The organism is Stenotrophomonas sp. CASM110 (genome assembly GCF_049384345.1).
Lineage (GTDB): Bacteria > Pseudomonadota > Gammaproteobacteria > Xanthomonadales > Xanthomonadaceae > Stenotrophomonas > Stenotrophomonas muris.
Window position 1 is genome coordinate 14060 of record NZ_JBMRGI010000027.1, and the last position, 24596, is coordinate 38655.

A 24596-nucleotide genomic window follows, 5' to 3' on the forward strand; every position below is an offset into this window, starting at 1 on the left:
GAGTGCCGGCCGCTGGCCGGCAGCGTCCAACGCTGCATGGGTGGCGGCATGAACAGTGCGGACCAACGGTCCGCACCCACCACCACCTGCCGTCGTACACGTCGATGCAATGCACCGTTGCCGGCATGCACACGGCCGCTGGCCTACCCTTTCGTGGACATTCCCGCCTCCCTCCCCCTCTGCTGGAGCCCCCATGACTGTCCCCGCCTTCGGTCTCGGTACCTTCCGCCTGAAAGACCAGACCGTGATCGACTCCGTGCGCAACGCGCTGGCGGTCGGCTACCGCGCCATCGATACCGCGCAGATCTACGGCAACGAAGCCGAGGTCGGCCAGGCCATCGCCGATTCCGGCGTGCCGCGCGACGACATCTACCTGACCACCAAGGTCTGGATCACCGCGTTCAAGCGCGATGCGCTGCTGGCCAGCCTGCGCACCAGCCTGGAAAAGCTGCGAACCGAGTACGTCGACCTGGCGCTGATCCACTGGCCATCGCCGAACGACAAGGTCGACGTGCCGATGGAGGAGTACCTGGCCGCACTGGCTGAAGCCAAGGCGCAGGGCCTGACCCGCGAGATCGGCATCTCCAACTTCACCATCGCGCAGACCCGCAAGGCGATCGGCATCCTCGGCGCCGGTGCCATTGCCACCAACCAGATCGAAATCCACCCCTACCTGCAGAATCGCCTGCTGGTGAAGTTCCTGCAGGACAACGGCATCCACATCACCGCCTACATGAGCCTGGCCTACGGCGAGGTGATCAAGGACCCGGTGATCCAGGCCATTGCCGGACGCCACCAGGCCACGCCGGCGCAGGTCGCGCTGGCCTGGGCGCTGCAGCAGGGTTTCTCGGTCATTCCGTCCTCGACCAAGCGCGAGAACCTGGCGAGCAACCTGGAAGCGGCAGCGATCCGCCTGACCGACGAAGACATGGCACAGATCGCCAAGCTCGACCGCGGCCATCGCCTGGCCAACCCGGAAGGCATCGCCCCGGCCTGGGATTGAGGCAGTGGTGCTGTAGAGCCGAGCGCACGCTCGGCTGCTGCCTCCCCGGAGCCGAGCATGGCTCGGCTCTACAGGTAGGTGCCGACCTTGGTCGGCACTGAGCCCTGATCGATCGTTGGAACACCGTGCCGACCAAGGTCGGCACCTACGAGAGGGCGGGGATCATCCCCTGCCCTGCAGCAACCACCCACGCATCGCCGCACTGACCTCGTCCGGCTTCTCCATCGGTGCCAGGTGCCCGCAGTCAGGCACCACCACCAGCTGCGAGTGCGGCACCATCGCGTGCATTTCCTCGCTCACCGCCAGCGGCGTGATGCGATCGTTCGCGCCGCACACGATCAGCAGCGGATCGCGGTAACCGGCCAGCACATCATGGCCATCGCGGCGTTCCAGCGCGCTCTGGCGCAGGAACACGTCCGCGCCCAGGCGGGCGGTCATGTCGCGCACGCGCTGCACCAGCACGTAGTCATCCAGCCGCGACGCATCGATGTAGCTGCGCATCAGCACATCGCCGAAGCCGTGGAACTTCCCCGGCAGGCGCACGCTGGCGCGTTGGCTGCGGCGCTGCTCGGCACGTTCCGGTGAATCGGCGTGGATCGAGGTATCGATCAGCGCCAGCTGCAGCACGCGCTCCGGCGCAATGCGCAGGATCTGCTGGGCGACGAAGCCGCCCAATGAGAAACCGGCCAGCGCAAAGCGCTCCGGTGCCTGTGCGAGCACGTCCTCGGCCACCGCCTGCAGGGTCTCGCCACGGGTCTGGTCGCCTACTGTGCAGTCGGCGATGTCGGCCAGGTCGGCCAGCTGCGCGCGCCACAGCTCGGCATCGTTGAGCAGGCCGGGCAGCAGCAGCAGGGGAATACGGTCGGTCATGGGGGTATTGTCGCGCCAGCACGGTGACGGAACCATGCCGCAACAGGCGGTTGCGTTGTAGAGTCGCGCCATGCTCGACTACTGCACAGCCCGTCGAGCATGGCTCGACTCTACAGAAGGCGGCGATACGGACGCGACCATGGCAGACCCCTACAACAGCGGCACCCCCACCCCACCCGCGCTCCGCTTCGATGATGCGCTGGTCACCACCGCCTTCGAGCTGCCTGGGCACCGCGTCGTGCGCAACCTCGGTGTGGTGCGCGGCATCACCGTGCGCTCGCGCTCGATCGTCGGCAACTTCCTCGGCGGTATCCAGACGATCTTCGGTGGCAACATCACCATCTATACCGAACTGTGCGAACAGGCCCGCGAGGAAACCTACCGCGACATGGTCAAGCATGCGCGGCAGCTGGGTGCCAACGCGATCATCGGCATGCGCTACGACGCCACCGATGTGATGACCGGGCTGACCGAAGTGCTGTGCTATGGCACGGCGGTGGTGGTGGAACCGATGCGTTGAAGCTGTAGAGCCGAGCCCATACCCGGCTCAGGCGTGCCCGTGTGATGCAAGGCAGCCGAGCGTGGGCTCGGCTCTACAATGGCACGTCGGGCACCTCGACCTGCTGCACCGGCAGGGTCACCATCATCACCGTCGGGTCGTCCGGGTCCAGCTTCGTCTTGAAGCCCAGGCTCTGGCACATCGCCAGCATGGTGCTGTTCTCGCGCAGCACCTGGCCTTCGACCACGTCCAGGCCCAGCCACTTGGCGTACTCGATCATGATCGCCATCAGCCGCCAGCCGATGCCATGGCCCTTCAGGTCCGAGCGGATCAGGATGCCGTACTCGCCGCGGTGGTAATCCGCATCGGCATGCAGGCGCACCGCGCCCAGCATCTCGCCGCTGCGCGGTTCGATCGCCACCAGCGCAATCGAGCGCGCGTAGTCGAGCTGGGTCAGGCGCGCGATGAACTCGTGGCTGAAGTGCTTCACCGACTGGAAGAAGCGCAGGCGCAGGTCCTCGTCGCTGACGCGGGCGAAGAACGCACGGAACAGCGCGTCGTCCTCCGGCCGCACCGGGCGCACGAAGGCGCGGCCGCCATCGGACAGTTCGATGGTGCGCTCCCACTCCTTCGGGTACGGGAACACCGAGAAACGTGGATGGCCGCGGCCCTTGTGCAGGATGCGCGACGGCGCCACCGCCACGCGGGCGTCGAGGGCGAGGATGCCCTTGCCGTCGACCAGCAACGGGTTGATGTCCAGCGTACGCACTTCGGGAATGTCGGCGGCCAGTTGTGCAAGCTTCACCAGCGCCAGCGCCAGTGCGCGCTCGTCAGCCGCCGGCACGTCACCGTAGGCCTTGAGGATGCGCGAGGCGCGGGTCTGGCCAATCAGCTCGTGGGCCAGGCGCAGGTCCAGCGGCGGCAGCGCCAGTGCCTTGTCGTTGATCACTTCGACGGCAGTGCCGCCGCGACCGACCACGATCACCGGGCCGAACGTCGCGTCATCGGCGATGCCGACAATCAACTCGCGCGCCTTCGGACGCACGATGGTCGGCTGCACCAGCAGGCCATCGACACGCGCATCCGGCCGCAGCTGGCGTGCGCGCGACAGGATCGCGTTGGCCGCGCTCTGCACCGCCGGCAGCGTGGACAGGTTCAGGCGCACACCATCCACTTCCGACTTGTGCGGAATATCCGGCGAGAGAATCTTCAGCGCGACCGTGGCACCGCGTTCCAGCAGGGGCTGCGCCAGGTCCATCGCCTCGTGCGCATCACGCGCATGCATCACCGGCGCGGAGGGAATGCCGTAGGCCTTGAGCAGTTCATGCGTAGCCAGCGGGTCCAGCCACTGCTGGCCGTTGGCCAGCGCGGCATCGACCAGTGCGCGCGCGGCGGCCGTGTCGACGCTGAAGTCCTGCGGCAGGCTGGGCGGCGTTTCCATCAACGCGTTCTGCGCTTCGCGGTAGCGCACCAGATGCTGGAAGCCACGTACGGCTTCGGCCTCGGTCGGATAGGTCGGCACCCGCGCCGCGTTGAGCGTGGCGGTGGCCTGGTCGTCGTTGCCCAGCCACACCGCGAACACCGGCTTGTCGCGGTGGTGGCGCGGGCGCAGGCCGAGCGTGCGGGTGAGTGCCTGCGCGGCGTCCGCCGATGAGGTGAATGCGGTCGGCACGTTGACCACCATCACCGCGTCATTCTCGTTGTCGGCCAGCAGCGCTTCGATGGCCGCGGCATAGCGGTCACCATCGGCGTCGACCACGATGTCGACCGGATTGCTGCGCGACCAGCCCTGTGGCAATACCGCATCGAGCTTCTGCACCGTGCTGTCGGACAGGGTGGCCAGCGTGCCACGCAGCGCGATCAGCTGGTCCACGGCAAGGCGGCCGACGCCGCCACCATTGCTGAGAATGGCCAGGCGGCGGCCAGGGAAGGTGCCCAGCCGCCCCAGTGATTCGGCGGCGGTGAACAGCTCGTCCAGCGCACCGACGCGCAGCAGGCCGGCGCGGTTGAAGGCCGCACCGTACACATCATCGGCGCGGGCCAGGGCCTGCACATGGGTATCGCGGCTGCCCGGCTGCACGCGCTCGGCGCGGCCGGACTTCACCACCACCACCGGCTTGGCGCGGGCGGCGGCACGCGCGGCCGACATGAACTTGCGCGCGTCCTTGATCTGCTCGACGTAGAGCAGGATGGCGCGGGTACGGTAGTCGGTGGCGAAGTAGTCGAGCAGGTCGCCGAAGTCGACGTCCATCGTATCGCCCAGCGAGACCACGGCGGAGAACCCGACCGAGCGCGCCACGCCCCATTCCACCAGCGCGGCGGCAATGGCCGAGGATTCGGAGATCAGCGCGAGGTCGCCGGCCTGCGGAAAATGTGCGGCGATGCTGGCATTGAGCCGCGCGTGCGGCGCGATCACGCCCAGGCAATGCGGCCCGAGGATGCGCAGGCCATGCTTGCGCGCCACCGCCTCTACCTGTGCAGACAACGAACCGGGGCCTTCGCCCAGGTGCGCGGTGAGGATGATCGCCGCCTGCACGCCACGTTCGGCGGCAGTGCGCACCACCTGCGGCACGATCGCCGCTGGTGCGGTGATCACCACCAGGTCGGGCACCCAGTCCAGGTCCTTCAGCCGCTTGACCGTGCGGATGCCATCGATCTCGGCATGCCGCGGATTGATCCACGCCACCTTGCCGGGGAAGCCGGTGCCACGCAGGTTGCGCATCACCGCGCGCCCGGCCGAACGCTCGCGCGGGCTGCCGCCGATCACCGCGACCGACTGCGGACGGAACACGGACTGCAGGTGGTAGGTACTCATGCGCCTACGGTACCCAAATTCCGTGGCGATGGGGTCGGAGGCGGGGTCGGACCCCTTTTCGCAGGAAAGGGCTCCGACCCCCTGCTGCGGATATCCGGGGTCAGAGCCCTTCGCTGCGCGAAGGGATCCGACCCCGGCGTGCACGTTTTGTTACAGCAGCGTGCCGTGCAGGATCATCGCGGCGATGCTGAAGTAGATCACCAGGCCGGTCACATCCACCAGGGTGGCCACGAACGGGGCCGAGGCGCTGGCCGGGTCGAAGCCGAGCCGCTTCAGGATGAAGGGCAGCATCGAGCCGGACAGCGAACCGAAGGTGACGATGCCCACCAGCGCGGCGCCGATGGTGATCGCCAGCAGGATCCAGTGCTCGCCGTAGTCGTGCAGGCCGCCCAGCTGCCAGATCACGATGCGCACGATGGCCAGGCAGCCGAGGATGGCGCCCAGCACCATGCCGGTCGGCACTTCGCGCAGGGCCACCTTCCACCAGTCGCGCAGGCGCAGTTCGCGCAGTGCCAGGCTGCGGATCAGCAGCGAGGTGGCCTGCGAGCCGGAATTGCCACCCGAACTCATGATCAATGGGATGAACAGGGTCAGCACCACCGCGCGCGCCAGTTCGTCCTCGTAGTGCTGCATCGCGCTGGCCGTCAGCATCTCGCCCAGGAACAGCACGCTCAGCCAGCCGGCGCGCTTGCGCAGCATCTCGAAGAAGCCGATCTGCATGTACGGCTTGTCCAGCGCTTCCATGCCGCCGAACTTGTGCGCGTCCTCGGTGGATTCCTCGATCAGCGCATCGAGCACGTCGTCCACGGTGACGATGCCGAGCATCTGCTGCTGCGCGTCGACCACCGGAATCGCCAGCAGGTCGTGGCGGCGGATCAGCCGTGCCACCTCTTCCTGGTCCATCAGCGCATCGACCGTTACCGGCGGATTGACCTGGGCCACGTCCAGGATCGATTCCTCGGGCAGGCCGGTGATCAGCCGGCGCATGGTCACCACCTGCTGCAGCTGCTGGCTGGCCGGCTCCAGCACGTAGATCGCGTACACCGTCTCGCGGGTGCGCTCGACCTGGCGGATGTGCTGCAGGGTCTGCGCCACGGTCCAGCTGGCGGGCACCGCCACGTACTCGGTGGTCATCAGTGCGCCGGCGGTGTTCGGCGGGTAGCTGAGCAGCTTCTGGATGACCTGGCGGGCGTCGGTGCCCAGCAGCGGGATCAACCGCGCGCGCTCTTCCTCATCCAGCTCGTGGACGATGTCGGTGGCGCGGTCGTCGGCCATCAGGCCAAGCAGCGCCGCAGCCCGCGCGGGTGGCAGCGCGGCCACCAGCTCACCGCTGCGGTGCAGCTCCGGCGCTTCGAGCATCTTCACTGCACGCGGCAACGGCAGCGCAGCCAGCGTTTCCGCGGCGCGGGTCAGGTCCAGCGTGTTGAGGAATTCCACCGCGTCGGCGGTGTTGTAGTTCGCCAGCGGTGCGGCCAGTGCGGCGGCATCGGCCACCGGGCGCAGCAATTGCTTCTGGTTCATCGGTTTTGCCTTGTGGGGATGCGACCTCGCGCAACGCCAACGCAGGCAAACCGTCCCGGTGTCAGGCCGTGGCCATCGCTGGCGTCGAACGAGGTCGACTTCTACTGTCGCTGGACATGGGTTGGGGACTCCGGGATGCGTATGCCAACGGACGCGCCGCCAGCGGCGGGCAGTCTGGACCCGTGGGCCATGCAGGTCAACCTGGCCGCCCCGCGCTGGGCGCCCATCCGGTCGGTTGTTCTCGTGCATACACAGGCCGGCGCGCATAATGTCGTGGTGGCGCTCGCCACGCCCTCCCCCATCCGAACGGACGCACAGCGGGCTCCCCCGATGACCAGGTATTCCCATGCATAGCGGTGGTCTGGAACTGGCCCTGGTGCTGCTGCTGGCGGCGGTCATCGCCGTGCCGGTGTTCAAGAAGTTCGGCTTCGGCGCGGTACTGGGCTACCTGGCGGCCGGCGTGGTGCTGGGCCCGGACGGGCTGGGCTTCGTGCAGGACGCCGACCGCATCCTCGGTGCCGCCGAGATCGGTGTAGTGATGCTGCTGTTCGTGATCGGCCTGGAGCTGTCACCGGCACGCCTGAAGGTGATGCGGCGCTCGGTGTTCGGCGCCGGCGCGGCGCAGGTGGCGTTGTCCGGGCTGGTGCTGGGCGGCCTGCTGCTGCTCGATCACTTCCAGTGGAAGAGCGCGCTGGTGGTCGGCGTGGCGCTGGCGCTGTCATCCACCGCGGTCGGCCTGCAGCTGCTGTCCGAGCACAAGGCGATCAACAGCGACCATGGCCGGCTCGGGTTCGCCATCCTGCTGTTCCAGGACCTGATCGCGATCCCGCTGCTGGCGGCCATCCCGCTGCTGGGCGGAGTGAAGAACGAGACCCTGCGCTGGGAAGATGCGGCCGTGGCGCTGGGTGCGCTGGCGGTGGTGATCCTGTGCGGACGACCGGTGCTGCGCAAGGTGTTCAGCATCATTGCGCGCACCCGCAGCCCGGAAGTATTCACTGCCACCGCCCTGCTGGTGGTGCTGGGCACCGCCTGGTTCATGCAGGAAGCCGGCCTCAGCCCCAGCCTCGGCGCGTTCCTGGCCGGCGTGCTGCTGTCCGATTCGGAGTTCCGGCATGAGCTGGAAGCGCAGATCGAACCGTTCAAGGGGCTGCTGCTGGGCCTGTTCTTCATCGCAGTGGGCATGGGCATCGACCTGGACCGCATCGCCGCCGAGCCGTGGCTGATCGCCGCGGGTGTCGGCATCCTGCTGGTGGTCAAGTTCAGCCTGCTCTACGCGGTTGGACGTGTCGCCCGGCTCAGCTCGCGGCAATCGCTGCTGCTGGGCAGCGTGCTGTGGCTGGGCGGCGAGTTTGCCTTCGTGGTATTCAACGAGGCACAGCGCGCGCACCTGCTGGGCAACGCCAACCACGACCGGCTGGTGGCGATCGTCGGCCTGTCGATGGCGATCACGCCGCTGCTGATGATCGCGCTGCTCAAGCTGCTCGGCCAGGAAAAAGCCGCACCACGCGCGGCGGCCGAGGCCGACAAGGTGGCGCCGGACAACCGGCCCAAGGTGCTGATCGCCGGCATGGGACGCTTCGGCCAGGTGATCGCGCGCCTGCTGACCGCGCAGAAGGTGCCGTTCGTGGCGCTGGAGGCGAACCCGGACACCGTTGCCGACCTGCGCCGCTTCGGCAACCAGCTGTACTACGGCGATCCGACCCGGCCGGAGATGCTGCGTGCGGCGGGGGGCGAGCACATCGATGTGTTCGTGATCACCGTGGATGACCCGGAGACCAACCTGCGCGCGGTACGCATGGTGCGCCGGCTGTACCCGGACGCGACGGTGCTGGCGCGTGCACGCAACCGCCAGCATGCCTGGCGCCTGATGGACATGTCGGCCGAGCCGTTCCGCGAAGTGTTCGGCACCAGCCTTGAGATGAGCGGGCGCGTGCTGACCGCGCTGGGCGTGGCACCGGACGTGGCCGAACGCCATGTGCAGCGCTTCCGCGAGCACGATGAGCAGCTGCTGCGCGACCAGTATCTGGTGTACGACGACGAGGCAGCGGTGATCCAGACCTCGCGCGACGCACGCAACGACCTGATGCATCTGTTCGAGGCCGACGCGGAAAGCGACGGCAAGTAGGCGTGCCGACCAACGGTCGGCACCCACCGGGGCACGATCGGCACCCACCGGGGGCAGGGTTGGCACCGACCCGATCGATGGCGGACCCGGTAGTGCCGGCCGCTGGCCGGCAGCCTCGGTATCCCGGAGGTCTCAGCAGGTTGCCGGCCAGCGGCCGGCACTACCCACTGCGGATTCCGATCCCGGTGCTCAACCGTTGTCGCGCAGGAACCGCGCCATCGACGAAACGCCCGGCACGCGCGGTTCGAACTCGCCAGCGACGTCGATGAAGCCGCGCATCACCGCGATCTCGCGCGGGCTGCGGTTGAGGCTGTCGCGCACTTCCGGATCGGCACCGGCGCGCAACAGGCGCTGCACCAGCAGCGGCAGTCCATGCAGGGCGGCCAGATGCAGCGGGCCGAAGCCGCGCGGATCGCGCACGTCCAGGCTGACGTCCTCATCCAGCAGGCGCTCTACCGCCGCCATCACCACCTGCTCGTCGCAGGCGGTTCCCGGCTCGGCGCGTGCGCCCAGCAGCAGCAGCAGCGGCGTGACCGAACCGGCGGCGGCCTGGTCCGGCTCGGCGCCCGCCAACAGCAGGGTGTCGAGCAGGGCCAGCAGGCGCGAGCGGTCGCGGGCACTGAAACCGTACAGCGCGGCGCAGTGCAGCGGGCCCAGCTGCTGCGCGTCACCGGCATGCACGTCGGCACCGGCAGTGAGCAGGCGCGCGACGATGTCCGGCAGGCCCAGCGCCGAGGCCAGCATCAGCACGGTCACCCCGCCCGGCAGGCGATGTTCCAGCTTGGCGCCGGCATCGAGCAGGGCCGAAACGATGTCGACCTGGCGCATGCTGACCGCCGCCGACAGCGGCGTCGCACCGCTTGCAGCGGCGTGCTGCGGATCGGCACCGCGCGCCAGCAGCAGGTCGGTCACGGCCAGGTGGCCACCACCGGCCGCACGCAGCAGCGCGGTGCAGCCCTGTGCGTCGACCGCGTCGACGGCAAATCCCAGATCGATCAGGCGGCGCACGGCGTCCACATCACCGGCCATCGCAGCGGCCGGCAGATCGGCCTCGCGCAGGGTACGGCGTGGCAGCGGCCACACCCGCCAGTCCAGCCAGTCGGCCAGGTCACGGCGACCGATCGACAGCGCCACGCCCAGTGGCGTCTGACCGTCGGCGGCACGTGCTTCCGGCGAGGCACCGTGCTGCACCAGCAGCTTCAGCGCGCCTTCGCGGGCCAGGGCGGTGGCCAGGTGCAGTGCGGTCATGCCATGGCTGTCGCGCGCCTCGCGATCGACACCGGCCTTGAGCAGGGCCTGCTGCAGGCGCAGCCAGCCCAGGCGTACCGCCAGCGACAGCGGTGGGTCACCGGCCGGCGAAGCGGCGAACGGATCGGCGCCACGCTCCAGCAGTTCCAGCGCCAGTTGTTCCAGGCCGCGGGCGGCCTGGTCGTGCTGTGCGCAGGCGGCCAGGAAGCGTGCCAGCCCACCGCGCCCAGCCGGCGACAGGCCGCGCTGCAGCATGACCTGCAGCGCCGGCACCGCGTCGATGCCGCGCGACAGCAGCGCGAACATCGGCGTATCGGCGCAGGCGTCGCGCACATAGGGATCGGCACCGTGGGCCAGCAGCCAATCGACCGCGCGCGGCTCCAGGGCCAGCTCCGGATCGAGCAGCAGGCCGCCCAGTTCTTCCGGCTGGCACAGTCTGGCCAGCGCGGCCATGCCATCGGTGTTGCCGAAGCCCAGCGCTTCGCGCAGCAGGGTCAGCGGCGGACGGTCCGGCAACAGGCCGCTGGCGCTGGCCGCTTCACCGCGCTCGGCCAGGCCATCACTGACGGCTGCCGGCAGCGGATAGGTCGGGTCCAGCAGGGCCACGATCGCCCAGCGGCCCGCTTCGGCCGCATAGTCCACCGCGCGGCGGCCAACCGGGTCGGTGGCGTCGGCGGCGATGCCCAGTTCCACCAGGCGCTTGATCAGCAGCGGCGAGACATCCTCGGCCATCACTGCCAGCTGCACCGCATTGCGGCCTTCGCCGTCCACCGCGACCAGGTCCGGCTTGTGCGGCAGCAGGTGCTCGACCACGGCGGCACGGCCGGCACGGGCGGCTTCCAGCCACGGCGTGCGGCCCAGTGCATCGCGCGCTTCCAGGTTGGCGCCGGCGCCCAGCAGCACGCCGATGATCTCCACGTGGCCGGCCAGCGCTGCCTCGTGCAGCGCGCTGCGGCGCTGGCGATCACGCGCGTCGGCGCGTGCCTTGTGCTTGAGCAGCAGCTGCACGCCGGCCGGATCGTCGTCCTCGGTGGCGGCGGCGGCCAGCAGCACCGGGGTGCCGTCGGCCGGTTCGCTGCGTGCACCGCGCTCGAGCAGGAAGCGGGCCAGGCGCCAGTTGCCGACCTGGCAGGCCACCGCCAGCGGCGACCAGCCCTCGCGGTTCAGCGCATCGACTTCGGCAGCGGCATCGCGCAGCAGCGCGGCAACGCCCGGGTCGGAACTGCGTGCGGCATGGTGCAGCGGGGTGTTGCCATCGCTGTCGGTGGCACGTGAATCGGCGCCGTTGGCGAGCAGGGTCATCACCGCTTCGGGGCGGCCATGCCAGCTGTCGCGGGTGGCGGCCAGCAGCGGGGTCATGCCCCGGTGCGGCGCGTTCACATCAACGCCGCGGGCAATCAGCTCGCGCAGCAGGCGCAGGTCCGGCAGCACCGCCGCCAGCACCGCCAGGCTGCGCTGGTCACGCCAGTTCGGGTCCGGCAGCGCATACGGATCAGCACCGGCCTGCAGCAGCTGCAGGCCGCGGTCGACGCGGCCCTGGCGCGCGGCCTCATACAGGGCCGGTGTCAGTTCCTGCGGCGCCATCGCCTCCAGCGGCGCGGTTTCGGCCGCAGCGGGGAACATCGGTTCCTGTTCGCTGCTGGCAGCGGCGAACGGGCTGGGGCGCAGCGACACCAGCGGCGCGGGCGCGACCCGCTGCAGCAGCAGGTGCAGCGCCGGCGACAGCAGCACGACCGCCAGTGCGGCGGGCCAGCGTGCGCCGTCCGGCAACAGGCCCGGCCAGGCCGGCAGCACCACCAGTGCGGCCAAGGCGATCACCAGCGCCGCCACGCCAAGACCACGCCAGGCGGTCAGGTCGCGGCCGGCCAGCGCCTGCCAGTGCTGGGCCAGGCTGCCATCCAGGCGTTCGACATCGTTCCACAGCGGCCAGGTGCGCCAGGCCGCCAGCAGGCCGGCACTGACCAGCACGCTCAGGCCCAGCACCGCCGCCAGGCTGCCGCTGTCACGCAGGGCCGCCAGCGGCCAGGCCAGCAGCAGCGCCAGCAGCAATGGCGCGGCAGCCCACAGCGCCAGCAGTGCGGGCAGGTCCTGGCGTGCGACCACCTTCAGCGGCAGCAGCGCACGGCTGCGACGCCACCACGACACGCCCAGCGCGAACGCCGGCTGCGCCAGTGCGGCAAGGATGGCACCCGGCACACCGCCCACCGCAGCGCCCAACGCCAGCATGGCACCCACGGCGAAGGCGATCGACAGGGCACGCGGACGGGAGGTGTCAGTCATAGTGTCGCGGCATCAGGCTGGCCACCGACGGCGGTACCTGCAGGTAGAACCCGCGTTCGCTCATTTCGCTGCGGACCTTTTCAGGATCGGCCTGGGCCAGGCGGCGCTGGACATCCAGGGCCACCTCCAGCACGAAGGTGAGCGTCCCCAGCGAGGTGAGCAGCGGCGCGGGCAGCGCGCTGAAATCATCGCGTCGGGGAACGTAGACGTAGGTGTCCGGCTTGAGTTGGCTTTTATAGACGTAGGCGTGCATGTCCGCGGGACGATAACCCGGGAAGAGCCATGATTGTGTCGGAAAGCCGACACCGGGGAAAGCCGTCAGCCGACGATGGCGGCGCGATCGGCGGCGTTTCCCTTGCGAGGTTCAGCAATGTGGCGGCGACGTTCAGCCAACGCCGCCGCCACACGGGCGCTTACTTGACCTTGGCGTAGGTGCCCTTCAGCGCGACACCGGCGAGGATGGTGCCGGCGTAGCACTCGTAATTGGTGCTGCTCTTGAACTCGTTCTTCTTGTAGTAGCTGACGATGTCGACCACGGCGTTGGCGCCGCGCGACCTGGCGCCGTCCTGCAGCGCGCGCAGCGCCGACAGCGCGACCCAGCGGCAGGCCTCGGCATCGCTCTTGTTGGCGGCGTTGGTCTTCTTGTTGGTCACGTCTTCACCCAGGCGCTGCTGCACGCTGACCGGCTGGCCGGCCAGGTAGAAGCGCACGCTGCCGTCGATGCCGGCGTCCTTGGCAGCCTGCGAGCTGACCAGCTCCTGCAGGGACTGCTCGACGCGGGTATCGCGGGCAGAGGCGGTGGAGGTCAGGGCCAGCAGCGCGGTGGCAGTGGCGATCATGAGAGTGCGGCGCATCGAAACTTCTCCTTGTCAGGGGTGCGGGTGGATGGCGGAAACAGTGCGGTGGGGCGGTGGATCACTCGCTCCAGCGGCGGAACACCAGTGAGGTGTTGATGCCGCCGAAGGCGAAGTTGTTGCTCATCACGTACTCGGCCTGCAGTTCGCGGCCCTGCCCGGTGATGAAGTCGAGCTGGCCACAGCGCGGGTCGACCTCGGCCAGGTTCAGGGTCGGCGCGAACCAGCCGGCGCGCATCATCTGGATGCTCAGCCAGGCCTCGAACGCGCCACAGGCACCCAGCATGTGGCCGACATAGCTCTTCAGCGAGCTGATCGGCACGCGGTTGCCGAACACCTGCGCGGTCGCCTGGGTTTCGGCGATGTCACCGTGGTCGGTGGCGGTGCCGTGGGCGTTGACGTAGTCGATCTGCGCCGCGTCCAGGCCGGCATCCTCCAGCGCCAGGCGCATGGCCTGGGCCATGGTGTCGGCGCTGGGCTGGGTGACGTGCTGGCCATCGCTGTTGGTGCCGTAGCCGACCACCTCGGCAAGGATGGTGGCGCCGCGCGCCTGCGCGTGCTCCAGGTCTTCCAGGATCAGCGTGCAGGCGCCCTCGCCCAGCACCAGGCCATCACGGCCGGCATCGAACGGGCGCGGGGTGGTCTGCGGCGCATCGTTGCGCACGCTGGTGGCGAACAGGGTGTCGAACACCGCCGCTGCGGTGGCATCGAGCTGCTCGGCACCGCCGGCCACCATCACCGTCTGCTTGCCACTGCGGATCGCTTCATAGGCCGCACCCACGCCCTGGCTGCCGGAGGTGCAGGCACTGGAGGTGGTGTACACGCGCCCGGACAGGCCGAAGAACACGCCGATGTTGACCGGCGCGGTGTGGCTCATCATCTTCAGGTAGGTGGTGGCACTGATGCCATCGGTGGTGAACTCGTTGAGCATGCGCCCGAATTCACCGGTGGCCTCGTGGCTGCCCGAGGACGAGCCGTAGGCCACGCCGGTACGGCCGCTGCGCAGCACCGGATGCTCGTGCAGGCCGGCTTCACGCAGTGCCACCTCAGTGGCGCGCACCGACATGATCGCGACCTTGCCCATCGAGCGGGTGGTCTTGCGGTTGTAGTTCGGCGGCAGCTCGAAATCCTGCGCCGGCGCGGCCAGCTTGGTGTTCAGCCCGGCATAGACATCCCACTCGGGCATCGCACGCACCGCATTGCGGCAGCTGCGCAGGTGTGCCTCGATGGTCGGCCAGTCGTGGCCGAGCGGACTGATGGCGGCGGCACCGGTGACCACCACGCGACGATCGGCGGCCATCAGATCATGCCTCCGTTCACCGAGATCACCTGGCGGGTGATGTAGCCGGCCGGCTCGGACAGCAGGAACGCCACCGTGGCCGCCACTTCGTCGGGACGACCGACGCGGCCGGCGGGAATCAGCTTGAGCGCGTGTTCAACCACTTCATCGTTGAGCATTTCGGTCTCGATCAGGCCCGGGGCCACGCAGTTGACGGTGATCTGGCGGCTGGCCAGTTCCAGCGCCAGGGCCTTGGTGGCACCGATGATGCCGGCCTTGGCGGCGCTGTAATTGACCTGCCCGCGGTTGCCGGCCAGTCCGGACACCGACGACAGGGTGATGATGCGGCCAGGCTTGCGCCGGCGCACCATCGGCATGATCAGCGGATGCAGTACGTTGTAGAAACCGTCCAGGTTGGTGTGGATGACCTGGTCCCAATCCTCCGCTGACAGTGCCGGGAAGGCACCATCACGGGCGATGCCGGCGTTGCAGACCACGCCGTAGTACGCGCCGTGCGCTTCGACATCGGCCTCCAGCACAGCGCGTGCGGCCTCGCGATCAGCCACGTCGAACATCAGTACGCGGGCCTGCTGGCCCAACGCGTGGATCTCGGCCATCACGGCCTGTGCCTCATCCAGGCGGCTGCGGCAATGCACCACCACGTCGAAGCCGTCACGCGCGATGCGCAGCGCGATGGCCCGGCCGATGCCCCGGCTGGCGCCGGTCACCAGCACGCTTCGATTCCCTGTCATGCCTGTCCACTCTCCAGATAGGCCATCGCATCGGCCGGTTCGAACACCGACACGTTGGCTGTCGCCCATTCGTCCTCGCCTGCCAGGATGCGGCAGGCGAACATCCCCAATCCATTGTCACCCAACAGCTCGCAGCGCGCCTGTACGCGCAGCCGCGATCCGCTGGGAAAGCTGCTGCGCGGGCTGCTGTAGCGGCGGCTGCCAAGCAGGAAGCCCAACTGCGGCGGCTTGCCCGCCGCGCGCGCACGGCAACCGGCCCAGGCCGCGATGGCCTGCGCCATGTATTCGATGCCGACCCACGCCGGCACCTGGCCCTCCTCGACGAACAGGCCCGCGTCGGGCACCACCAGTTCGGCCTCGATGGTGTCCTGGTCCCAGTGCGTGATGCGCTCCAGCAGGCACATGTCCTGGCGGTGCGGCACCACCTCTTCGATCGCGTACAGCGTGTTCATCGACGCTCCAGCGCCAGCACGGCATTGCTGCCGCCGAAGGCGAACGAATTGCTCAGCACCCGCCGCGGTGCCTGTGCCAGGCGGGTGGCCGGTGCGACCAGCGGCAGTGCCGGCAGCGCGGGGTCTGCCACGCCGTCCCACCAGTGCGGTGGCAGCTGCTGCTGCGGGTTCCCGGCCAGCACGATCCAGCACAGTGCAGCTTCGATCGCGCCTGAAGCACCCAGCGTATGGCCGGTCAGCGGCTTGGTCGAACTGGCCGGCACCTGGTTGCCCAGCACCTGCGACACCGCCAGGCTTTCCATCGCATCGTTGTGGCCGGTGGCGGTGCCATGCAGGTTCACGTAGTCCACTTCATCGGCCGCCCAGCCGGCGCGCTGCAGCGCCTGCTGCAGGGCATCGATGGCACCCAGGCCCTGCGGATCGGGGGCGGACATATGGTGCGCGTCGGCCGATTCGCCCCAGCCGGCCAGGCATACCGGGCCGGGTTCGCGGGTGAGCAGGAACAGCGCGGCACCCTCGCCGATGTTGATGCCGGCACGGTGCTGCGAGAATGGATTGCAGCGCAGGGCCGACACCGATTCCAGCGCGCTGAAGCCGGCCACGGTGAAGCGGCACAGCGAGTCCGCGCCACCTGCGATCACGGCGTCGACGATACCGGCCCGCAGCATGCGTGCAGCCGACATCAGTGCCTTGGCACTGGACGAGCAGGCGGTGGACAGGGTCCACGCCGGCCCCTGAGCGCCGCTGCGCTGGCGCACGAACTGCGCGGCAGTACCCATTTCCTGCTGGGCGTAATCGAACCCGGGCGGCCATTGGTCCTGTTCGGCATGGGTGCGCAGGGCCTGCTCGGATTCACCGATGCCCGAGGTACTGGTGCCCAGCACGACCGCCACGCGTTCGGCGCCGTGGCGGGCGATCGCGGCGGCCACCGCCGGTGCGATCTGCGCCAGTGCCACGTCCAGCAGGGCGTTGTTGCGCCCGCGCAGGGCGGCCGGCAGTTCTTCCAGCGTCGGCAGCGGTGTACGCACCTGCCCCAGCGCCAGGGTGTGCCCCGGCAGCAGGGTATCGTTGTCGCTGAGCCCGCCCGGCACGCCGGCGAACATCGCCGAAGCCACCGCGTCGCGGCCATCGCCGAGCGCGCAGACCACGCCCAGATCGTTCAGGTAGATCGGTGCACTCATCGATCCGGCCCGGCCATGTCGATCGATTCGATGCGCAGCGCATAGCCTTCGGCGCGGTTGTCCAGCTGCACGCTGCCATCGTCCAGGCGCTGCAGCTGCAGCCACACCGTGCCGTCGCGCGACAGGCTGCGCTGATGGCCATCGTCACGGACCTGCCAGCCGGCTGGCAGCGCGGCCGCGATGGCTGCGGTCGGCCACAGCGCGAACTGCAGGTCATCCAGCACGCGCTCGGCGCGCACCTGCGGCGGCAGCCACGGCGCGCGCTGCTGGGTCAGCTGCTGGCCGTCCCACTGCAGGCGCACGCCGGTCTGGCCCATCGCCTGCACCGCCAGCTGCACCTGCTGCGCATCGGCTTCCAGCAGTGCATCCAGGTCGCGCTCATGCGTGCCGAACCGGAAATGCAACTGCTGCTGCAACGCCAGCGGCGCCGGCAGGCTGGCCGGCGACAGGCGCAGCGGCGGCAGTTCCACCAACGGCTTCGGCATGCGGCCGGCGCAGGCCACCAGCAGCAGGCTCAGCAGCAGTGCTGTCGCAGGGGCGATCAGGCGCCGCACAGCTGCTCCAGCACGCGCATGCGGCGGCCACTGTCATCGGCCACGTACGGGTTGTTGGTGTCCCAGGCGTAACCGGCCAGGATGGAGCTGATCATGTCGCGCACTTCGGGCTGCTGCTGCGGGTGGTAGATGATCTTCTGGAAACCGCCTTCGTACCAGCTTTCGACAAAGCGGCGGAAGGTCTTCACGCCCGCCCGCAGCGGGACCGAGAACTCCGCTTCCCAGTCCACGGCTTCGCCGGCATAGCGGCGCGCCAGGCATGCACTGGCCAGCTGCGCGGACTTGAAGGCGATGGTCACGCCGGACGAGAACACCGGGTCGAGGAACTCGCCGGCATTGCCCAGCAGGGCATAGCCCGGCCCCCACAACGAACTGACATTGGCCGAGTAGCCGGTGATGCGGCGCACCGGCAGCACCGCCCATTCGGCATTGGCCAGCAGCCGGGTCAGGTTCGGGTCCTCGCCGACGATGGCCTGCAGTTTCTGCAGGTCGTCGCCCTCGTAGCGCTCGAAGAACGACGGTTCGGCGACCACGCCCAGCGAGCAGCAGCCGTTGGAGAACGGGATTGTCCAGTACCAGACGTCGACGTGCTCGGGATGGGTGGTGATCAGGATCTTGTTGCGGTCGAAGTCCGCTTCGGCCGGAATGTTGTCGCGCACGTGGCAGAAGATCGCCCCGCGCACCGGGAAGTTGGACGGGGATTCCAGCTGCAGCAGGCGCGGCAGCAGGCGTGCGAAGCCCGAGGCGTCGAGGATGAAATCGGCCTCGATGCGGTACTCGCTGCCGTCCGGGCGGCGCACCGTCACCGCCGGCTGCTCGCCGGCTTCGACCGACAGCACTTCATCACCGAAACGCAGCGTGGCCCCCATGCGCTCGGCACCGCGCGCCAGCACGTTGTCGAAGTCGGCGCGCTGCACCTGGTAGGTGGTGCCCCAGCCCGGCGAGAACTTCTTCCTGAAGTCGAATGCGGTACGCGCTTCGCCGTGCACGAAGGCCGCGCCGTTCTTGTGCTGGAAGCCGGCTTCGACCACGTCCTGCAGCAGGCCGGCGGCCTCGATGTACTCCATGCTCTGCGGCAGCAGGCTTTCGCCGATGGAGAAGCGCGGGAACTGCTGGCGCTCCAGCATCAGCACCTGGCGGCCCTGCTGGCGCAGCATCGCCGCAGCCACGGAGCCGGCCGGGCCGGCACCGATGATCAGGATTTCAGTACGTTCGACAGCATCCACAGCAGTATTCATCGGTGCGTCCTTGTTGCTCGATCAAGTGGAAAGAAGGAAGTCGGAAGCAGGCTCAGGCCCGCGGCAGATCATGCGGCGGCGGCCGGAACAGCGGCGAGATCAGCCAGACCAGGCCGATGCCGAACAGCAGGGTCAGGCCGAACGCGCGCAGCGCCGGGGTCTGCGACAGTCCCAGCAGGCCGAACGACAGCCAGGTGCTGGCCGCGCCCACGCACACCGCCAGCCAGGCACTGGCATCGCCGCGGTGCTCGATCAGGAAGATGCCGTAGTCGATGCCCATGCCCAGCAGCAGCATCAGTGCCAGCACGTTGAACAGCTGCAGTGGCTGGCCGAACAGGCCCAGCAGGCCCAGGGTCAACGCACCGGCAATCAGGGTCGGCGCGAACACGCGCCAGGCCTGGCGGCGGTAGCGCAGCCACAGCGCGCCGAACACCAGCACGATGCCGACCAGCAGCAGCCCCCCCATCAGCTTGCGGTAGTGGCCCAGCAGCTGCGAGAAGTCGGCGGTGCGGTCCACCCAGCGCACGCCGGGCAGGCCTTCGGCCGCCCCGCGCAGGGTCGCCAGCGCATCGGCGCGCGACAGGTCATCGACCATCACCACGCTGATCATCTGCCCACCGACCTCACCCACCCACAGGTGGCGGAACGGCTGCGAGGCCGGCGAGGCCAGGAACGCCTCCGCGGTCAGCGGCGTGGTGGCGAAGTCGGGGCGCGGCAAGGGTTCTCCGACCGCATCGGACACGGCCTGCAGCACGCCCGGTTCCACCTTGGCGGTCAGCGCCGCATCGGCCTGCTGGCGTGCCGGCGACGGCAGCCAGTCACTGATCGCGCGGTAACCGCCGATGCGCTTGTCGTTGGCCAGTACACGCAGGCGTTCGGTCAGTGCTTCTTCGCGCTGCAGCAGCTGTGCAGCGTCACTGCCCTGCACCAGATAGAACTGCGCCGGGCTGGGCATGCCCAGCAGCTGGCTCAGGCGGATCTGCTGGGCCATCAGTGCCGGCGGTGAGGACTGCAGGCTGCGCAGGTCGTCATTGCTGTGCAGGCGGGCGATGCCGATGGCAGACAGCGCCAGCGTGATCACCACGAACACCGTCACCGGCCGGCGGCCATGCAACCGCGGGAAGCGCTCCAGCGTGTTGCCCAGCCACTGCGAGAAACGGGTCTGGCGGATCTCGCCGCCATCCAGCCACGGGAACCAGAAGATCACCGTGAGGAAGGCGGCGGCCAGGCCGACCACCGAGAACAGCGCCATCTGGCGCAGGCCCGGGAACGGGGCCAGGCCCAGGGCCAGGTAGGCCAGCGCGCTGGTCAGCAAGGCCAGCCACAGGCCCGGCAACAGGTGCCGCAGCAGCTTCCAGCGGCGATCGGCCGGCTCGGCCTGGCGCGAGGCAAACCAGTGGATGCCGTAATCCTCGGCCACGCCCACCAGCGACGCACCGAACACCAGGGTGAGCACGTGCACCTTGCCGAACACCAGCACGGTCACCGCCAGCGCCACGCCACAACCGATCAGCAACGACGCGGCGACCAGCAGGATCGGCCGCAGCGAACGGAACGCCAGCCACACCAGCAGCAGCACCGCGGCCAGCGAGCCCCAGCCGATCGTGTTGATCTCCTGGTTGGCCTGCACCGCGGCCGCCTCGGCGTGCAGCGGCACGCCGGCATGCAGGATTTCCAGCTCCGGCGCTGCCGCCCTGGCAGCCCGCCCGGCACGTTCCAGCAGGCCGTCGAGATGACGCTCACCGTCGAGCTGGAACGCCGAACCCGGTGTATCGAACTGCAGCACGGCCCAGTGCCTGCCCTCGGCTTCGAGCAGGCCATCATCGCCCAGCCGCAACCCCGACCCCTGCGCCTGCTGCTGCCACCATTGCGGCCACAACGACAACGGGTCTTGCCGCCAGTCGGTCAGGCGCGGAGCGCCCATCGGGCCGTACAGCGCGGCCAACGCCTGCTCGGCCAACGCGCCCGGTTCGCTGCCCTGCAGCTGCTCGCGCTGGGCCGGCGTCAGCAGGCGGTCGCGGTACGGCGCGTAGAACGCGCGCGCCTCATCGAACCAGCCTTCGATCGAACCACTGGGCACCAGCAGGGCTCGGTCAGTGTCCTTGGCCATGGCCGCGGCAAAGGCCGCCTGCGCACGCTTGGCGGCGGCGCCGTCCCTGCTGCCCAGCAGTACCACCACCTGCCGCGAGCTGCCGTCGGCGATGCGCCGGGTGACGTCGCTCAACAGGCGGTCATGCGCATCCTGCGGCAGCAGCGCGAGGATGTCGGTGTCGATCCGCGATTGCTGGCTCCACAGGTGCCACTGCTGCGCGCCCAGTACCAGCAGCAGCAACAGCCAGGCGATGCCCAGCCAGTGCCACCAGCGCCGCAGCCGCTCCGGTGCGTTCGATGCGACGGCCTCACTCAAAGCGGCGTGCCTCGTCGGCGGTGAGGGTGGCCGGCGCCTCGCTCAATGCACTGAACTGGATCTGCGTGCGGTCCTTGTTGGCCTCGACGATCTCGACCTGGCGCACGTAGCGGTCACCCTGCAGGGTCAGCGACTGGAACGCCTTGGCCAGCATCGCCGACTTCGGCGTCAGCCGCAGCCGCCAGCCCTGCCCTTCACGGCTGGCCGCCACGTTGAACTGGCTGGACAGCGCCTGCACGTCGCCACTCATCAGCGCGAACATGATCGCGTTCACCGAACGCATCGCCGGCTGCTGCCGTGCATCGAGTTCGACACGGGTGCTGCCATCGCGCTGGCGGCTCAGGATGCGGTCGGCGGTGACCACCACTTCGGAAGGGAACGGCTTGAGCGTGGCCCAGATCACGCCGTGCTGGCGCGCGACCACGAACTGGCCCTGCGAGCGCAGCGGGTTCCTGAAGCCGCTGACCTGCTTTTCCTGGCTGAACTGGCCACGCAGCACATCCGGCCGCGCCACCGCCTGGGTGATCGCATCGATGGCGGGGTCGGCCGCCTGCACCTGCGGTGCGGCAACGAAGATCAGCGCGCACAGCAGCACGCTCGAAAGACGGACAAGGGGGTTCACGGCGCAGGTACTCCCAGGCGTTCCCACAGTACCGGCGGGCACTGGTACAGCATTTCCTTGCTGGCCGCGTCCACCGCGACCTGGATGGTCATCGCGCGGGTCAGCACCTGGCCGCTCTGCGCATCGAGGATTTCATACTCGATCTTCAGCCGGTTCTCCCATTCCACGATGCGCGCGACCACGCGCAGCGCCTGGTTGAACAGCAGCGGCCGCACGTACTTCACCCGCGCATCGACCACCGGCCACAGGTAGCCCGATTCGAGCATCTGCGGGTAGTCGTAGTCGTAGCGCCCGAGCAGCGCGCAGCGCGCGATCTCGAAGTACTTGAAATAGTTGCCATGCCAGACCACGTTCATCGGATCGCAGTCATGGAAGGCAGGGGTCAACGCAATTTCGCCAACCCGTTCGATGGCCTCATTCACCGGCATACAGCTCCCAACGTTGCGCGCGGATCTCCACCAGCAGTTCCCGCAGTTCGCGATCCAGCGCGCGGTCTTCTTCAACCAGGGCGATGCGCTGCCCCAGGTCGGCGTACATGTCGGCCAGACTGCCATGCAGCTGCGCGTTCAGGCCAACCCGTTCGCGCAACGCCAGGCCCTGGCGGGCGGCGATCAGCATCGCGGCCACCACCTGTTCAGTCAGCTCGATCACGCGCAGGCAGTCGCGCGCGGCGATGGTGCCCATGCTGACCTTGTCCTGGTTGTGGCACTCGGTGGAACGCGAGAACACGCTGGCCGGCATGGTCTGCTTCAGCGCTTCGGCAGTCCAGGCCGACACGCTGATCTGCAGCGCCTTCAGGCCATGGTTGATGGCCGCGCGCGGGCCGGTGGCCGCCGACAGGTTGGCCGGCAGGCCGTGGTTGTAGCGGGCATCCACCACCAGCGCCAGCTGCCGGTCGAGCAGGTCGGCAACGTTGGCCACGGTGTTCTTCAGGGTGTCCATCGCCAGTGCGATGTGGCCGCCGTAGAAGTGGCCGCCATGCAGGATGCGCTCGCCGTCGGCGTCGATCAGCGGGTTGTCGTTGGCACTGTTCAGTTCGGTTTCGATCAGCTGGCGCAGGAACGGCAGGCTGTCTTCCAGCACGCCGATGACGTGCGGCGCGCAGCGCAGCGAATAGCGGTCCTGCAGGCGCTGTTCGTTGCGCGGCGGGCGTTCGCTATGCAGGTCGCTGCGCAGGCGCGCAGCGATGCGGCCCTGGCCCGGGTGCGGCTTGGCGGCGAACAGGGTTTCGTCGAAGTGGTGCGCGTTGCCGTCGCTGGCCAGCACGTTGAACGCGGTCAGGCGCGTGGCCATGCGCGCCAGGTAATCGGCGCGCTGCCAGGCCAGGCAGGCCAGGCCGGTCATCACCGCGGTGCCGTTCATGATCGCCAGGCCTTCCTTCGGCCGCAGCTTCAGCGGGGTCATGCCGATCTTCGCCAGCACTTCGGCCGCCGGCTGCACGCGGCCGTCATGCAGCACCTCGCGCTCGCCGCACATCACCGCCGCCACGTACGACAGCGGGGTCAGGTCGCCGCTGGCACCGACCGAGCCTTCGGCCGGGATCATCGGCAGCACGTCGTGCTGCAGCAGCGTGGCCAGGCCTTCCAGCAGCGGCACGCTGACGCCGGACATGCCGCGCACCAGCGACGCCAGGCGCGCGGCCAGCACCGCGCGGGTCTCGACCGGGTCCAGGTAACGGCCCAGGCCGCAGCCGTGGTAGGTGTACAGGTGGTGCGGCAGTTCCGCCACCAACGCCGGCGGGATGTTCACCGTGCACGAGTCGCCGTAGCCGGTGGTCACGCCGTAGATCACGCCGTCCTCGCGCAGCAGGCGGTCGAGGAAGTCGGCACCGCGCTGGATGTGCGCGCGGAACGCCGGCGCGTCGCTCAGTGCGGCCTCGCACTGGCGCTGGGCCAGGGCAACCACGTCTTCGATGGTCAACGGTGCGTCGCCAAAGCGGCACACGGGTACGGCGTCAGTCGTCATGCGGAGCCTGATCCCAGAAGGGGAAGAAATTGAACCAGTCCAACGGGGACTGGATGACCTGGAGTTCCAGCCAGCGCGCGAAGCGCTGTGCCTGTTCGGCCAGCGCGGCGTCGCGCGAGCCACGCGGCAGCACGATGCGTTCGGCGAACTGTTCGAATGCCACCCGATAGCCGTCGCCCTCGTGCAGGCAGGCCATGGTGTAGACCGGGCAGCCCAGCGCCGCGGCGAGCACATAGGCGCCGATCGGGAACGGCGCGCGGTGGCCCAGGAAATCGGCAGTGACGCTGCGGCCACCCTGTACCGGCGTGCGGTCGCCGACGATGGCAACGAAGCCCCCCGCCGCCACGCGCTCGGCCAGCATCACCGCGGTGGCCGGCCCCATTTCGGTCACCTGCACCAGTTCCACCGCCGCCAGCGGGTCCAGCCGCTGCAGCAGGCGGTTGAAGCGCTGCGCATGCGCGGTGTGCACCAGCACGGTGATGCGGAACCCCGGCACCTGTTCGGCCAGCACCTGGCACAGCTCCAGGCAGCCGATGTGCGCGGTGAGGATCAGCCCGCCCTCGCGGCGCGCGATCTTCTGCAGTACCAGGTCACGATGCAGGTGGATGCGTTCGGCCGGGTAGCGCCCGCCCAGGCCGAGGATCTTGTCCAGCATCGTATCGGCGAAGGCGAAGAAGTGGCGCAGGCTGTCACGCCGTGTCGGCGCGCGGCCGAGCACGCCGCTGTGCGCCTGCAGCCGCTGCAGGTACTGCATCGAAGCCTGGCGCCCTATACGGTTGCCCAGCCAATGGCAGGCCACCACCGGCCACACGCACAGGCGGAACGGCCAGCGCCCGAACCAGCGGTGCACCCAGCACAGGAACAGCACGCCGGCCACCGACGTCGATTCGCCGATGTCGGCCCAGTGCGGGGCACCCTGCGCGGCCGCCAT

Annotated in this window: 20 protein-coding genes; 3 read left to right on the plus strand and 17 right to left on the minus strand. The window is 69.1% G+C overall.

All coding sequences use genetic code 11. The annotated features are described in order from the left end of the window. Positions 1-193: 193 nt before the first annotated feature. Complete coding sequence (gene dkgB / locus VG561_RS18720) at positions 194-1003, plus strand: 2,5-didehydrogluconate reductase DkgB (RefSeq protein WP_014648825.1); 810 nt, start codon at positions 194-196, stop codon at positions 1001-1003. 162 nt (positions 1004-1165) lie between these two features. Here the strand turns inward: dkgB and VG561_RS18725 are convergent, their stop codons facing one another. Beyond that, positions 1166-1873 (minus strand): alpha/beta fold hydrolase, encoded by a 708-nt coding sequence (locus tag VG561_RS18725; protein ID WP_032960593.1) that lies wholly within the window; start codon positions 1871-1873, stop codon positions 1166-1168. 139 nt (positions 1874-2012) lie between these two features. On the opposite strand from VG561_RS18725, the gene VG561_RS18730 reads away from it, so the two are divergent. After that, positions 2013-2393 (plus strand): YbjQ family protein, encoded by a 381-nt coding sequence (locus tag VG561_RS18730; protein ID WP_049442059.1) that lies wholly within the window; start codon positions 2013-2015, stop codon positions 2391-2393. A 73-nt stretch (positions 2394-2466) separates the two neighbouring features. Here VG561_RS18730 and VG561_RS18735 read toward each other — a convergent pair whose 3' ends face one another. Further along, a complete protein-coding gene (locus VG561_RS18735) occupies positions 2467-5187 on the minus strand; it encodes a bifunctional acetate--CoA ligase family protein/GNAT family N-acetyltransferase (RefSeq protein ID WP_049442060.1) in 2721 nt (906 codons plus the stop codon). A gap of 150 nt (positions 5188-5337) precedes the next feature. Further along, positions 5338-6708: a magnesium transporter gene (mgtE, locus tag VG561_RS18740; protein WP_014648829.1), complete on the minus strand. Its 1371-nt coding sequence runs from the start codon at positions 6706-6708 to the stop codon at positions 5338-5340. Between the two features lie 346 nt (positions 6709-7054). Here mgtE and VG561_RS18745 point away from each other — a divergent pair, with 346 nt between their 5' ends. After that, positions 7055-8833 carry a monovalent cation:proton antiporter-2 (CPA2) family protein gene (locus tag VG561_RS18745; RefSeq protein WP_014648831.1) on the plus strand — a complete coding sequence of 593 codons (1779 nt, stop codon included), beginning with the start codon at positions 7055-7057 and terminating at the stop codon, positions 8831-8833. Positions 8834-9022: 189 nt separating this feature from the next. On the opposite strand, the gene VG561_RS18750 is transcribed toward VG561_RS18745, so the two are convergent. The 14 genes from VG561_RS18750 to VG561_RS18815 form a co-directional block, all read right to left on the minus strand. Next, complete coding sequence (locus VG561_RS18750; RefSeq protein WP_423179878.1) at positions 9023-12361, minus strand: ankyrin repeat domain-containing protein; 3339 nt, start codon at positions 12359-12361, stop codon at positions 9023-9025. After that, positions 12354-12614 carry a YcgL domain-containing protein gene (locus VG561_RS18755; RefSeq protein WP_049404015.1) on the minus strand — a complete coding sequence of 87 codons (261 nt, stop codon included), beginning with the start codon at positions 12612-12614 and terminating at the stop codon, positions 12354-12356. Before VG561_RS18755 ends, VG561_RS18750 begins: the two co-directional genes overlap by 8 nt. 160 nt (positions 12615-12774) lie before the next feature. Further along, a complete protein-coding gene (locus VG561_RS18760) occupies positions 12775-13215 on the minus strand; it encodes a hypothetical protein (protein ID WP_032960605.1) in 441 nt (146 codons plus the stop codon). A gap of 61 nt (positions 13216-13276) precedes the next feature. After that, positions 13277-14515, minus strand: coding sequence for a beta-ketoacyl-ACP synthase (locus VG561_RS18765; protein ID WP_014648835.1), 1239 nt, complete (start codon positions 14513-14515; stop codon positions 13277-13279). Further along, positions 14515-15246 carry a 3-ketoacyl-ACP reductase FabG2 gene (locus VG561_RS18770; RefSeq protein ID WP_032960607.1) on the minus strand — a complete coding sequence of 244 codons (732 nt, stop codon included), beginning with the start codon at positions 15244-15246 and terminating at the stop codon, positions 14515-14517. The genes VG561_RS18765 and VG561_RS18770 overlap by 1 nt, the downstream gene beginning before the upstream one ends. Then, positions 15243-15698 (minus strand): dehydratase, encoded by a 456-nt coding sequence (locus VG561_RS18775; protein WP_032960608.1) that lies wholly within the window; start codon positions 15696-15698, stop codon positions 15243-15245. Before VG561_RS18775 ends, VG561_RS18770 begins: the two co-directional genes overlap by 4 nt. Beyond that, positions 15695-16879, minus strand: a complete 1185-nt coding sequence (locus tag VG561_RS18780; RefSeq protein ID WP_049442067.1) for a beta-ketoacyl-[acyl-carrier-protein] synthase family protein — start codon at positions 16877-16879, stop codon at positions 15695-15697. The genes VG561_RS18775 and VG561_RS18780 overlap by 4 nt, the downstream gene beginning before the upstream one ends. Further along, positions 16876-17433, minus strand: coding sequence for a DUF3261 domain-containing protein (locus VG561_RS18785; RefSeq protein ID WP_134809430.1), 558 nt, complete (start codon positions 17431-17433; stop codon positions 16876-16878). Before VG561_RS18785 ends, VG561_RS18780 begins: the two co-directional genes overlap by 4 nt. Continuing rightward, positions 17421-18671 carry an NAD(P)/FAD-dependent oxidoreductase gene (locus tag VG561_RS18790; RefSeq protein ID WP_014648840.1) on the minus strand — a complete coding sequence of 417 codons (1251 nt, stop codon included), beginning with the start codon at positions 18669-18671 and terminating at the stop codon, positions 17421-17423. Before VG561_RS18790 ends, VG561_RS18785 begins: the two co-directional genes overlap by 13 nt. Positions 18672-18723: 52 nt before the next feature. Further along, positions 18724-21078, minus strand: coding sequence for an MMPL family transporter (locus tag VG561_RS18795; RefSeq protein ID WP_032960614.1), 2355 nt, complete (start codon positions 21076-21078; stop codon positions 18724-18726). Continuing rightward, complete coding sequence (locus VG561_RS18800; RefSeq protein ID WP_041863962.1) at positions 21071-21700, minus strand: LolA family protein; 630 nt, start codon at positions 21698-21700, stop codon at positions 21071-21073. The genes VG561_RS18795 and VG561_RS18800 overlap by 8 nt, the downstream gene beginning before the upstream one ends. Beyond that, positions 21697-22128 (minus strand): acyl-CoA thioesterase, encoded by a 432-nt coding sequence (locus VG561_RS18805; RefSeq protein WP_032960618.1) that lies wholly within the window; start codon positions 22126-22128, stop codon positions 21697-21699. The genes VG561_RS18800 and VG561_RS18805 overlap by 4 nt, the downstream gene beginning before the upstream one ends. Further along, positions 22115-23665, minus strand: coding sequence for an HAL/PAL/TAL family ammonia-lyase (locus tag VG561_RS18810; protein ID WP_142235038.1), 1551 nt, complete (start codon positions 23663-23665; stop codon positions 22115-22117). Before VG561_RS18810 ends, VG561_RS18805 begins: the two co-directional genes overlap by 14 nt. Further along, a complete protein-coding gene (locus VG561_RS18815; protein ID WP_014648845.1) occupies positions 23655-24596 on the minus strand; it encodes an acyltransferase in 942 nt (313 codons plus the stop codon). The genes VG561_RS18810 and VG561_RS18815 overlap by 11 nt, the downstream gene beginning before the upstream one ends.

Coding starts and splice junctions, on each gene's coding strand:
- dkgB (WP_014648825.1), top strand. CDS start 194: ATGACTGTCCCCGCCTTCGGTCTCGGTACCTTCCGCCTGAAAGACCAG.
- VG561_RS18725 (WP_032960593.1), bottom strand. CDS start 1,873: ATGACCGACCGTATTCCCCTGCTGCTGCTGCCCGGCCTGCTCAACGAT.
- VG561_RS18730 (WP_049442059.1), top strand. CDS start 2,013: ATGGCAGACCCCTACAACAGCGGCACCCCCACCCCACCCGCGCTCCGC.
- VG561_RS18735 (WP_049442060.1), bottom strand. CDS start 5,187: ATGAGTACCTACCACCTGCAGTCCGTGTTCCGTCCGCAGTCGGTCGCG.
- mgtE (WP_014648829.1), bottom strand. CDS start 6,708: ATGAACCAGAAGCAATTGCTGCGCCCGGTGGCCGATGCCGCCGCACTG.
- VG561_RS18745 (WP_014648831.1), top strand. CDS start 7,055: ATGCATAGCGGTGGTCTGGAACTGGCCCTGGTGCTGCTGCTGGCGGCG.
- VG561_RS18750 (WP_423179878.1), bottom strand. CDS start 12,361: ATGACTGACACCTCCCGTCCGCGTGCCCTGTCGATCGCCTTCGCCGTG.
- VG561_RS18755 (WP_049404015.1), bottom strand. CDS start 12,614: ATGCACGCCTACGTCTATAAAAGCCAACTCAAGCCGGACACCTACGTC.
- VG561_RS18760 (WP_032960605.1), bottom strand. CDS start 13,215: ATGCGCCGCACTCTCATGATCGCCACTGCCACCGCGCTGCTGGCCCTG.
- VG561_RS18765 (WP_014648835.1), bottom strand. CDS start 14,515: ATGGCCGCCGATCGTCGCGTGGTGGTCACCGGTGCCGCCGCCATCAGT.
- VG561_RS18770 (WP_032960607.1), bottom strand. CDS start 15,246: ATGACAGGGAATCGAAGCGTGCTGGTGACCGGCGCCAGCCGGGGCATC.
- VG561_RS18775 (WP_032960608.1), bottom strand. CDS start 15,698: ATGAACACGCTGTACGCGATCGAAGAGGTGGTGCCGCACCGCCAGGAC.
- VG561_RS18780 (WP_049442067.1), bottom strand. CDS start 16,879: ATGAGTGCACCGATCTACCTGAACGATCTGGGCGTGGTCTGCGCGCTC.
- VG561_RS18790 (WP_014648840.1), bottom strand. CDS start 18,671: ATGAATACTGCTGTGGATGCTGTCGAACGTACTGAAATCCTGATCATC.
- VG561_RS18805 (WP_032960618.1), bottom strand. CDS start 22,128: ATGCCGGTGAATGAGGCCATCGAACGGGTTGGCGAAATTGCGTTGACC.
- VG561_RS18810 (WP_142235038.1), bottom strand. CDS start 23,665: ATGACGACTGACGCCGTACCCGTGTGCCGCTTTGGCGACGCACCGTTG.
- VG561_RS18815 (WP_014648845.1), bottom strand. CDS start 24,596: ATGGCGGCCGCGCAGGGTGCCCCGCACTGGGCCGACATCGGCGAATCG.